Raw genomic sequence first — 10,274 nt, forward strand, 5'->3', positions numbered from 1 at the left:
AGAGCACTAGAGGACCAGGGCGGGGGCCGGCCGGGCGGGGCGGCGGAAGTACAGGGCCGTCAGGACGCCCGCGACCAGCCCGATGAGGTGGGCCCACCAGCCGACGCCGTCGGCGGGCAGGATGCCCAGGAAGGCCGTGCCGCCCCAGAGCGCGCCGAGGACCAGGCCCACCACGGCGTTGAGCGGCTTGCGTTCGACGAAGCCGCGGACGACCACGTACCCGAAGAGGCCGAAGACGAGCCCCGAGGCGCCGGCCCCGACGGTGTTCGGCGGGGCGATCAGCCAGGAACCGATCCCGACCGCCGCTATGTTGAGCGCGCTCACGGCGAGGAAGCGGCGGATGCCGCTGAGGGCGGCTATGAAGCCGAGGACGAGCAGCGGCAGGCTGTTGGACGCCACGTGGTCGAAGCCGAAGTGCAGGAAGGGATGGGCGACGATGCCGACCAGGTGGTCGGGGTCGCGGGGGAAGATGCCGTACGCGTCCAGCGCGTGCCCGGTGGCGTAGTCGACGGCCTCGATCACCCACAGCAGGGCCACCCAGCCGAGCATCAGCTTGGCCGCGGCCTTCGCCCGGTCGCCCTGAGTCCAGCTCGCTTCGACCGTCGTGCCCGTGTCCGTGTTCATCCTCGCCCCCCGTGCCGTCCCGCCTCTGGAACGTGCGGCCACCTTAGCGAGTGCCCGCCCGCGGTGGCCGGATAGTCTCGGAGGTATGACTGAGCGCAAGCGCACCCCGTGGGTGGTCGGGGTTTCCGGCGCCTCCGGAACGCCGTACGCGGCGGCGGTGCTCCGCGGGCTGCTCGCGGCCGGAGAGAGCGTCGACCTGGTGGTGAGCCGGGCTTCGAGGCTCACCCTGTTGGACGAGACCGGGATCGCCTTCCGCGACGCGCACTGGCGGGACGACCTGGGTGAGTGGCTGGAGCGGGGGGCCGACGGGAAGCCCGTCACCTTCGCACGGCCCGAACTGGACGACGTCCGTTACTGGGGTGCGGGGGACCTGGCTGCCGGGCCGAGCTCGGGCTCGTACCCCGTCAAGGGGATGCTGATCGTGCCGGCGTCCACGGCCTGTGTGGCGGGGGTGGCGCTCGGGCTGTCGAAGGACCTGCTCCAGCGCGTCGCGAGCGTGACGCTCAAGGAGCGGCGCCGACTGGTGGTCGCGGTGCGGGAGACCCCGCTGAACGGGCAGACGCTGAAGCATCTGGTGGCGCTGGACGAGGCGGGCGCGATCGTGCTGCCCGCCTCTCCGGCGTTCTACGCGGGTGCGACGCACATCCAGGATCTGGTGGATTTCGTCGCGGGGCGGGTGCTCGACGCGGCAGGGGTGCCGCACCGGCTGTACCGCCGTTGGGAGGGGGAGCTCGGTGGAGCCCGCCCTGCCGATTAGCGCTTCTTGGTGGTGCGCGGCTTGCGGCCCTTGTCGGCGCGGTGCGCGGCGGTCGGCTGGTCGGTGCGGGATCGGTTGGCCAGCTCCTGGAGCTGTCGCATGTGCGCGTAGGCCATCTCGATCGTGTACACGGTGAACCACTCCTGAAGATCGTCATTGATCTGTTGAAAGATTCACAGGGTGTTGACCCTGTGCGCCTTTGATTCTATACCTAGACTTGCAGGATCGCCGAATAATGGAAGGCTCCACGTAATGGACACGGTGGACAGGCAGCTCATCCAGGCACTCCGGGAAAACGGCCGTGCCTCGTACGCGGAGCTGGGCCGTCTCGTGGGCCTCTCCGGCCCCAGCGTCACCGACCGCATCAACCGGCTGGAGACGGCCGGTGTGATCACCGGCTACCGCGCGACCGTGGACTCGGCCTCGCTCGGCCTCGGCGTCACGGCGCTGATCGGCATCTCCCTCTCCGACGCCGCGGACCACGAGGACGTGGCCCGCCGACTGCGCGACCTCGCCGAGATCGAGGACTGCTGGTTCATCGCCGGTGACGACTCCTTCATGTTGAAGGTCCGCGCCAACGACGTGGACGGCCTGGAGAAGATCATCCGCAAGCTCTCCGGCACCAAGGGCGTCTCGCGCACCCGCACCACCATCGTGCTCTCCACCAAGTGGGAGAACCGGGTCGGGGAACTGCCCGAAGAGGCCTGAGAGTACGGTGGGTGACGGTTCCAGGACAGGCGTAAAAGGGATACAGGGAGGCGACCGGTACATGGACGCTGGGCTCAAGCGCGAGCTGGAGGAGAAGGTCCGCTCCGGCGAGCGGCTGACCCGTGAGGACGGCATCGCCCTCTACGAGTCGGACGACCTGGCCTGGCTCGGTGGCCTCGCCCACGAGGTGCGCACGCGCAAGAACGGTGACGTCGTCCACTTCAACGTCAACCGGCACCTCAACATGACGAACGTGTGCACCGCCTCGTGCGCGTACTGCTCGTTCCAGCGCAAGCCGGGCGAGAAGGACGCGTACACGATGCGCATCGAGGAGGCCGTGCGCCTGGCCAAGGCCATGGAGAACGAGAACCTCACCGAGCTGCACATCGTCAACGGCCTGCACCCGAACCTGCCGTGGCGCTACTACCCGCGCTCGCTGTCGGAGCTGAAGAAGGCGCTGCCGAACGTCTCGCTGAAGGCGTTCACGGCGACGGAGATCCACCACTTCGAGACGATCTCGGGCATGTCGGCCTCCGACATCCTCGACGAGCTGATCGAGGCCGGCCTGGAGTCGCTCACCGGCGGCGGCGCGGAGATCTTCGACTGGGAGGTGCGTCAGCACATCGTCGACCACCGCACCCACTGGGAGGACTGGTCGCGCATCCACCGTCTGGCGCACGAGAAGGGCCTCAAGACCCCTTCGACGATGCTCTACGGGCACATCGAGGAGCCGCGCCACCGCGTGGACCACGTGCTGCGGCTGCGCGAGCTCCAGGACGAGACCGGCGGCTTCCAGGTCTTCATCCCGCTGCGCTACCAGCACGACTTCGTGGACATGAAGGACGGCAAGGTACGCAACAAGCTCCAGGCGCGGACGACGATGGCGACGGGCGCCGAGGCCCTGAAGACCTTCGCGGTCTCCCGGCTCCTGTTCGACAACGTCCCGCACGTCAAGGTCTTCTGGGTGATGCACGGCGTGCAGACCGCACAGCTCGCACTCCAGCACGGCGCGGACGACATGGACGGCTCGGTCGTCGAGTACAAGATCACGCATGACGCGGACAACTACGGCACCCCGAACAAGCTGGGCCGCGAGGACCTCCTCGACCTGATCCGCGAGGCGGGCTTCCGCCCGGTCGAGCGCAATACGCGGTACGAGATCATCCGCGAGTACCCCGGCCCGGAGGCCGGCCTGCGCGAGACCCCGCAGGCGATGCGCGTCTGACCCACCGGTCCGCCGCGGCCCTCATCGAGCGAGAGCGAACGAGCCCCGATCCGCCCGGATCGGGGCTCGCGTGCTTCTGGACCGGGGCAGATGTAATGGGTAACCTAGCTCTGTGTCTCTTACCTTCACCTTGGATCCGGTCATCGACCCCACCCTCCACGGCGGCATCCTCGACCTGTGGACGGACGTCACCAACGCGGGCGGAGCCGTCGGCTTCGTCGCGCCGGTCACCCGGGACGAGATCCGGCCGCAGCTGATCAAGCAGCTCGCCGCGGTCGCCGACGGCGGGATGCGGCTGCTCGTCGGACACGACGAGCGGGGCGAGGTGGCCGCCACCGCCTTCCTCGCCCTCAACACGCACCGGCTCCAGCTGCACTGGCTGTGGGCGTACACGGTGATGGTCCACCCCCGTCATCAGGGCAAGGGCCACGGTCGCGACCTGATGGCCGCGACGGAGGCGGCCGCCCGCTCCATCGAGGGCATCGAGGCGATCCGCCTCGGCGCCCGCGGCGGCCACGGCCTGGAGCGCTTCTACGCGGCCTGCGGCTACAAGGAGGTCGGCCGCGTCCCCGACGCCATCCGGGTGGCCGACGGCGACTACCGCGACGACATCACGATGCTGCTGCCGCTCCACTGACGGCCGCGGCAGCCGCGGACATCGTCGCCCGCTTCGCGGCGAGCCCCTTTTCCAACTCGGCGGAATTCTCCTTGATCAGCTGCTGCTGGTACGCGGTTTCCGCGGCGGCCCACACCCCGATCAGGTTCACCTTCTGCTTGCACCGCACATCGGCGAGCGCGACCTCCTTCTCGCGGTCGGTGGGCTCGGCGGACCGGAATCCCTGATCGCTTATCGCGGCAAGAGGGTCGGGATAGTCGTGTCCGGATTCTTTCATGCAGTCGGACCATTTCTTGCTCACTGCGGTCACTGCCGGGTCCTGCCGTGACTTCGTGTAACTCGCCATGTTGAGCTTCTGGGCGAGGTTCAGCGTTTCCTGCATCTCGTTTTCGTGGAGTTCCCTGTCCGCCTCTCCCGCGCAGCCGCCTTCGGGTACGGGGGTGCCGTTGTACTCGGCTGTTTCGCCGTTGATGACGGCCATGATCGACGGTGGGTATTTTTCGGTCGGCCGACCGGCGCTCGGGACGTGGTACCCGGATTCTCTTGCAAGCCCGGCATCCGCCATGCCGTAACGCCGTTCATTGTTGCGAACCCGGGGCTCTCGGCTGACCGCGGGCTCGTGCTGTGCCCCGATTCTCGTGAGGCAGCGATCCATGGCGGCCGCCCGTCCGCGGCCGATGACGGCCAGGTCTTCCGCTGAGAGCAGGTAGACGTCCAGCGGGAGCGTGAGCGCCTTGCTGTCGTCGAGCTTGCGGATCTCGGCCCTTCCCACCACCTCGCCGGAATGCGAAGGAGGGGCGCCCGGGCCGGCATGACCCGGGGAGCAAGCGGAGAGGAGCGGCAGCAGAATGAGTGCCGTGACGTGCGCTCCGGAGCGTGAGGAGACCACTGAAACATCCTATGTCTACGCAAGAAGGGTGCTCTGCGCGTCCGCTGTCACGGCCGTGCAGAGCACCCTTTCCTGGATTCGGCTTCTACCAGAAATCAACGGAAGCGTTGTCGTTGTACGTCTTGACGAGGTTGCCCGACACGCCGGGCTTGAAGAAGTCGAACGGGCCCGAGAAGTACGAGTTGAAGTAAACGCCGGCGTAGTCCTGGGTGTGGTTCTGCGCGGACGCGGCGTTGTTCTTCACCCACTGGCCGCCACCGGCCCCACTGTAATCGAACGTGTACCCGGCGAGATCCTCGACGGGCCAGTCGAACGTGAGCTTGGCGCCATTGAGGTTGGAATTGTAGTAGAGGCAGAATTCGCCGCCGCTGCATATCGTTGCGTTCGCCGGCGCGGCCAGCCCGAGCGTGATGCCGGCGGCGGCCACGGCGGCCGCCACGGTGCGCTTGATGTTCATCGTTTCCCCTTGCTCGTTCGTCAGGTCGTGTGCCGAGTCCCCACCGCAGCACCACCTGTACATGACAAACCTTCGTTGATGATCATGGTCAACCAATGGTTTGTTGAGGAATTGGAGATCGTCACGAGACCCGGGTCGCTGAGCTGGCGTCAGATCCAAACGCCGCGGTAAGCCCCGGCTGCCCGCCGGGTGGGGCCGTCGTGCTTCACTGGACGGGCACGGGTCGACGTGCGACCGGGACGAGTGAGTAGGAAGGGGTCACCGTGGCCCTCAAGGCGAGCGCAACGATCCGCTACACCGCGATGCGGCTGGGCATCTTCGTCGGATGCCTCGTCCTCGTCGCCGGGCTCGTCCGCCTCGGCTGGGTGCCCTCCGCGCTCGGGGACTCCAACCCCGTCTGGCTCGTGCTGCTCGCCCTCGTGCTCTCCGCCCCGCTGTCCTTCGTCCTCCTGCGCAAGCAGCGCGACGAGATGTCCGTGCAGATCTCCGGACGCGTCGCGGGCGCGAAGCAGAAGCTGGCCGACAACCGCAGCCAGGAGGACGTGGCCGACGACGCCGCTCGCGCGAACTCGTAGGGCCCCGGTTAGTTTCATCACACACCGAACCGCCCCGGCGCCGGGTACACCACCCGCGGTGCCGGGGTTTTGGCGTTCCCGGGCGCTGTTCGGCGCGGCTTCCGGCGGCTTCAGGCGTCGCGCAAGAGGGCGCCGCGCGCCTCTGTCTCAAAGTACGCCTTTGAGATTCCCAAAGTAGAAGTGTTAGCGTGTTCAACATGTCGACCACCGCTGCGCACCCGATGACCACGAGCGTCCCGCTCGTGGCGCGCCTGCACGTCGACCTCTGCCGCCGCGCGTCCGCGGCCTGTTGCTGTTGAGCTGAACTCGCACAGCAGCGGTCCCGGCCGGCCCCTTTCTGGCTGTCGCCGCACCGCATCACCACGCAGAACTTCGCCCTTTTTCCTTGTGCGTCACCACCGGAGAGTGTCCGTGTCCGCGTCCGCGTCCCCCCAGGCCACCGGCAGCCCCGCCAAAGCCTCGTTCAAGTTCCCCTTCTGGGCCCAGATAGTCGCCGGCCTCGCCCTCGGCGTCCTCTTCGGCTGGATCGCCCGCAGCCAGGACGTCAGCTGGCTCGGCACCACCCTGGAGAAGGTCGGCGACATATTCGTCCAGCTGCTGAAGCTGGCGATCGCCCCGCTCGTCTTCTTCGCGATCCTGGTGTCCATCACCAACCTGCGGAAGGTCAACAACGCGGCCCGCCTGGCCTCCCGCACCCTGCTGTGGTTCATGATCACCTCGCTGATCGCGGTCGGCATCGGCCTCGCGCTCGGCCTGCTGACCGACCCGGGCGCCGGCACCGGCCTCACCGCCGCCGACGGCAAGGACCCGAAGCGGACCGGCTCCTGGATCGACTTCCTCACCGGGATCGTGCCGACGGACATCGTCACGCCGTTCACCGAGCTGAAGGTCCTCCAGATCGTCTTCCTCGCCGTGGTCGCCGGCATCGCCGCCCTCCAGCTGGGCGGGAAGGCCAAGCCGGTCCTCGACCTCGCCGAGTCCGCCCTGGAGCTCCTCCAGAAGGCCCTGTGGTGGGTCATCCGCCTCGCCCCGATCGGCACCATCGGCCTGATCGGCACCGCGATCGCCACGTACGGCTGGGAACTCATCGGCAAGTACGCGACCTTCACCGCCGACATCTACATCGGTTGCGCGCTCGTCCTCTTCGGCGTCTACCCGCTCCTGCTCGCCACGGTCGCGAAGGTCAGCCCGCTCCAGTTCTTCAAGGGCGCCTGGCCCGCCATCCAGCTGGCGTTCGTCTCCCGCTCCTCGGTCGGCACGATGCCGGTCACCCAGAAGGTCACCGAGCGCCTCGGCGTCCCGAAGGAGTACGCCTCCTTCGCCGTCCCGTTCGGCGCCACCACGAAGATGGACGGCTGCGCCGCGATCTACCCGGCGCTCGCCGCGATCTTCATCGCGCAGATCTTCGACGTGCAGCTGGGCATCAAGGAGTACCTGCTCATCGTCTTCGTCTCGGTCATCGGCTCCGCGGCCACGGCCGGCCTGACGGGCGCGACGGTCATGCTGACGCTGACCCTCTCCACCCTGGGCCTCCCGCTGGCGGGCGTCGGCCTGCTGATGGCGATCGACCCGATCCTGGACATGATGCGCACCGCCACCAACGTGGCGGGCCAGGCCCTCGTCCCGGTCATCGTCGCGGCCCGCGAGGGCATCCTCGACAAGGAGGCGTACGCCACCGCCTCGGCCTCCCCGCTGGACGACGAGCCGACCCCGGCCGCCGACCGGACCCCGGTCGCCGTGGCCGCGTAACCCCACCCGCACCCGCCGCGGCCCCCGCCCCCGTCCGGGCGGGGGCTGCGGCGTGTCCACGCGCCCCGTCAGGGGTACGGCCCCGGCCCGCCGGGAGCCGGATGCGTGTGCGACGATCACTCGTCGCACATCACCCGGGGGGGCCATGAGACTGACACCGGCGTCCATAAGACGCCCGATTTCCACCGTTCTGGCGTGCCTGTTCGCCGTCCTCGCCACACTTCTCCTGCCGATGGGCGCCGCCCAGGCCGCACCGGTCGCCGAGAACTGCGTCGGCGTCGCCGAAGGACGGTACGAGGGCACCTTCGCCACGGCCGGGCAGACGCACTGCCTGGAGCTGCCGAGCCCGAAGGGCGCGCGAATCGCCGCCCTCACCTCGCTCGGCGGCGCGAGCCTGACCGTCCAGGTCGAGGTGGTCGACCGGAACGGCACCGCACAGTGCACGGGAGGCGATCTCGCCCGGGGCGGCTGCGCCCTCACCGGGACTGCACCGTTCCGCGCACTGGTACACGCCGATGACGACACTGCGACCGGTCCGTACGGCGTCCACTTCGTCCGTACGGACATCCTCCAGAAGGACTGTCAGGTCCTGCCCGCCGGGAGCTTCGACGACAACGAGGACACGTCCTCCGTGCGCTTGTACACCGGCAACGGTGTCTTCTCGCACTGCCTGACCATCCCGGCCGACGCGCACTCCACCTCCGAGCTCCTCCGCATCCGCTACGGCGTCCCGGACAACACGGAGCTGTTCCCGCGCTACGCGATGACCCTCGTCGACACCGACGGCAACGGGCCCGACTGCTACGAGCACCCCGCTCAAGGCCAGCAGCTCCGGACGGACGGCCTCACCAGCTGCTCCTTCACCGCCGGCAAGGCGTACACCGTGCTCTTGCAGGGCCAGGACGAGCTGCGCAACCACACCCTGGACCGCCGGGACGTCACCGCCACGGCCCGCGGCTGCGACGCCTCCGCCGCGACGGCGATCGGCGCCCCGGCCCTGATCGGGAAGTCCGGCCGGGTCGGCACCCTGCGCTGCCACCGGATCACCACGGCCGCAGCCACGGACCGGCTGGTCATCAACCCCCGGGACGGCCACTTGGGCACGCACGCGATGGTCATGTACGACAACGGCGGCATCGCCTGCCGGCAGCGCACCACGGCGTGCACCGTGACGGGCTCCACGGGCTACCAGGTGGTCACCCAGGTCCCACTGAACTACGCCATGGCCACCACCTACGACCTGGACGCCTGGCGTATCGCCACTGCCGCCGGGCCCGCGCCCGAGTGCACGCGGGCCGGATCGGTCACGTACGGGTACGGCCCGCTGACCGAGGCGCTGTCCCCTGAGCGCACGGGCGTGTGCGCCGTCCTGCCGAGCGTCTCGGGCGACCGGTTCAGGGCCGACCTCAGCTCCCCGGACGGGTCCGTGGTTCCGGAGGTCGCGCTCTACGACAACGCGGGGCGCAACCTCTGCACGGGCGGCTGGTCCGTCTACGACTGCCAGACCACCGGTCAGAGCCTGTTGGTCCTCTCCCTGTCGGACTACAACTGGCGTTCCGCATACCGCGCGGAGCTCACCTGCACCAACGCGCCGTGCGGCTCGGAGGAAGTGTCCGTCGGGACGGTCACGCCGAACAGCGCGCAGAGCGGCACGATCGCGACCCTCACCGTCCAGGGCACGGCGCTGGGCATGAGCACCACCGTCAAGCTGACCGGGGGTCCGGCGCCGCTGACGGCCACGACCGTCTCGGTCTCCGACGACGGCAAGACGCTGAAGGCGACCCTGGACCTGCGAACGGCCCCCGCCGGCACCTGGGACATCACCGTCAACGCGGTCAACCACGACTATCCGCGCGGCAAGCTGACGGTGACGCTGCCACCGCCGCCGACCTTCGGCCTGGGTACCTACAAGCCGATCGCGCCCACGCGGTTGATGGACACGCGTGACGGGCTGGGTGTTCCGAAGGCGAAGGTGGGTGCCGCCGGCACGGTGAGCCTCCAGGTCACGGGCACGGCCGGGATTCCGTCGACGGGTGTCACGGCGGTGGTCCTGAACGTGACGGCGACCGAGCCGACGGCGGACGGTTTCGTGTCGGTGTTCCCCACGGGGACCGCCCGCAATGGTGCGTCGAACCTCAACTTCACGGCAGCGCAGACCATCCCCAATCTCGTGGTCGTTCCCGTGGTGAACGGGAAGGTGAGTTTCTACAACCACGCGGGCTCGGTCCATCTGCTGGCGGATGTGGCGGGTTACTACACGACTGACGGGTCGGGTTCCTCGTACAAGCCGGTCGTGCCGACGCGGTTGATGGATTCGCGTGAGGGGTTGGGTGTCCCGAAGGCGAAGGTGGGTGCGGCCGGGACGGTGACGTTGCAGGTCGCGGGCGCGGCCGGTATCCCGTCGACGGGTGTGACGGCGGTGGTCCTGAACGTGACGGCGACCGAGCCGACGGCGGGCAGCTTCGTGTCGGTGTTCCCCGCGGGAACGGTCCGCAACGGTGCGTCGAACCTCAACTTCACGGCGGGCCAGACGATCCCGAACCTGGTGATCGTTCCCGTGGTGAACGGGAAGGTGAGCTTCTACAACCACGCGGGCTCGGTCCATCTGCTGGCGGATGTGGCGGGTTACTACACGACTGACGGGTCGGGTTCCTCGTACAAGCCGGTCGTGCCG

At 68.7% G+C, this 10,274-nt stretch carries 10 protein-coding genes and 1 pseudogene; 7 read left to right on the top strand and 4 right to left on the bottom strand.

From position 1 onward, the window contains the following. Nucleotides 1-6 precede the first annotated feature (6 nt). The gene (locus tag ACFYYJ_RS26025; RefSeq protein WP_389135874.1) at nucleotides 7-624 is read right to left on the bottom strand and encodes a rhomboid family intramembrane serine protease; all 618 of its coding nucleotides are present in this window, start codon (nucleotides 622-624) and stop codon (nucleotides 7-9) included. An 85-nt stretch (nucleotides 625-709) separates the two neighbouring features. Between ACFYYJ_RS26025 and ACFYYJ_RS26030 the strand changes: the two genes are divergently transcribed. Then, a complete protein-coding gene (locus ACFYYJ_RS26030) occupies nucleotides 710-1,381 on the top strand; it encodes a UbiX family flavin prenyltransferase (protein WP_385127645.1) in 672 nt (223 codons plus the stop codon). Here ACFYYJ_RS26030 and ACFYYJ_RS26035 read toward each other — a convergent pair. Continuing rightward, entirely contained in the window at nucleotides 1,378-1,512 is a 135-nt protein-coding gene (locus ACFYYJ_RS26035) for a hypothetical protein (RefSeq protein WP_385127647.1), read from the bottom strand. The genes ACFYYJ_RS26030 and ACFYYJ_RS26035 overlap by 4 nt on opposite strands. 121 nt (nucleotides 1,513-1,633) lie before the next feature. Between ACFYYJ_RS26035 and ACFYYJ_RS26040 the strand changes: the two genes are divergently transcribed. The 3 genes from ACFYYJ_RS26040 to ACFYYJ_RS26050 all read left to right on the top strand — a co-directional run bounded on the left by ACFYYJ_RS26040 (nucleotide 1,634) and on the right by ACFYYJ_RS26050 (nucleotide 3,951). Then, nucleotides 1,634-2,089, top strand: a complete 456-nt coding sequence (locus tag ACFYYJ_RS26040; RefSeq protein ID WP_030009228.1) for an Lrp/AsnC family transcriptional regulator — start codon at nucleotides 1,634-1,636, stop codon at nucleotides 2,087-2,089. 61 nt (nucleotides 2,090-2,150) lie between these two features. Beyond that, a complete protein-coding gene (gene mqnE, locus ACFYYJ_RS26045) occupies nucleotides 2,151-3,314 on the top strand; it encodes an aminofutalosine synthase MqnE (RefSeq protein ID WP_376656900.1) in 1,164 nt (387 codons plus the stop codon). Between the two features lie 112 nt (nucleotides 3,315-3,426). Next, on the top strand, nucleotides 3,427-3,951 hold the full coding sequence (locus ACFYYJ_RS26050) for a GNAT family N-acetyltransferase (protein ID WP_385362339.1): 525 nt from the start codon (nucleotides 3,427-3,429) through the stop codon (nucleotides 3,949-3,951). Here ACFYYJ_RS26050 and ACFYYJ_RS26055 read toward each other — a convergent pair. Continuing rightward, nucleotides 3,926-4,819 (bottom strand): hypothetical protein, encoded by an 894-nt coding sequence (locus ACFYYJ_RS26055; RefSeq protein ID WP_389135882.1) that lies wholly within the window; start codon nucleotides 4,817-4,819, stop codon nucleotides 3,926-3,928. The two genes, ACFYYJ_RS26050 and ACFYYJ_RS26055, sit on opposite strands and share 26 nt — an antisense overlap. Before the next feature lie 85 nt (nucleotides 4,820-4,904). After that, entirely contained in the window at nucleotides 4,905-5,276 is a 372-nt protein-coding gene (locus tag ACFYYJ_RS26060) for a peptidase inhibitor family I36 protein (RefSeq protein WP_385362343.1), read from the bottom strand. Between the two features lie 302 nt (nucleotides 5,277-5,578). Here ACFYYJ_RS26060 and ACFYYJ_RS26065 point away from each other — a divergent pair, with 302 nt between their 5' ends. The 3 genes and pseudogenes from ACFYYJ_RS26065 to ACFYYJ_RS26075 form a co-directional block, all read left to right on the top strand. Then, nucleotides 5,579-5,851: a DUF4229 domain-containing protein gene (locus tag ACFYYJ_RS26065; RefSeq protein ID WP_385127694.1), complete on the top strand. Its 273-nt coding sequence runs from the start codon at nucleotides 5,579-5,581 to the stop codon at nucleotides 5,849-5,851. A gap of 411 nt (nucleotides 5,852-6,262) precedes the next feature. After that, entirely contained in the window at nucleotides 6,263-7,600 is a 1,338-nt protein-coding gene (locus ACFYYJ_RS26070; protein WP_385362345.1) for a dicarboxylate/amino acid:cation symporter, read from the top strand. Between the two features lie 145 nt (nucleotides 7,601-7,745). Next, a pseudogene (locus ACFYYJ_RS26075) lies at nucleotides 7,746-10,274 on the top strand (hypothetical protein); the annotation flags it as partial.

This window comes from Streptomyces sp. NPDC002467, assembly GCF_042889825.1.
GTDB lineage: Bacteria > Actinomycetota > Actinomycetes > Streptomycetales > Streptomycetaceae > Streptomyces.

Excerpts from the sequence above, each read along its gene's own strand:
- ACFYYJ_RS26025 (WP_389135874.1), bottom strand. The coding sequence starts at position 624 with ATGAACACGGACACGGGCACGACGGTCGAAGCGAGCTGGACTCAGGGC.
- ACFYYJ_RS26030 (WP_385127645.1), top strand. The coding sequence starts at position 710 with ATGACTGAGCGCAAGCGCACCCCGTGGGTGGTCGGGGTTTCCGGCGCC.
- ACFYYJ_RS26040 (WP_030009228.1), top strand. The coding sequence starts at position 1,634 with ATGGACACGGTGGACAGGCAGCTCATCCAGGCACTCCGGGAAAACGGC.
- mqnE (WP_376656900.1), top strand. The coding sequence starts at position 2,151 with ATGGACGCTGGGCTCAAGCGCGAGCTGGAGGAGAAGGTCCGCTCCGGC.
- ACFYYJ_RS26060 (WP_385362343.1), bottom strand. The coding sequence starts at position 5,276 with ATGAACATCAAGCGCACCGTGGCGGCCGCCGTGGCCGCCGCCGGCATC.
- ACFYYJ_RS26065 (WP_385127694.1), top strand. The coding sequence starts at position 5,579 with ATGCGGCTGGGCATCTTCGTCGGATGCCTCGTCCTCGTCGCCGGGCTC.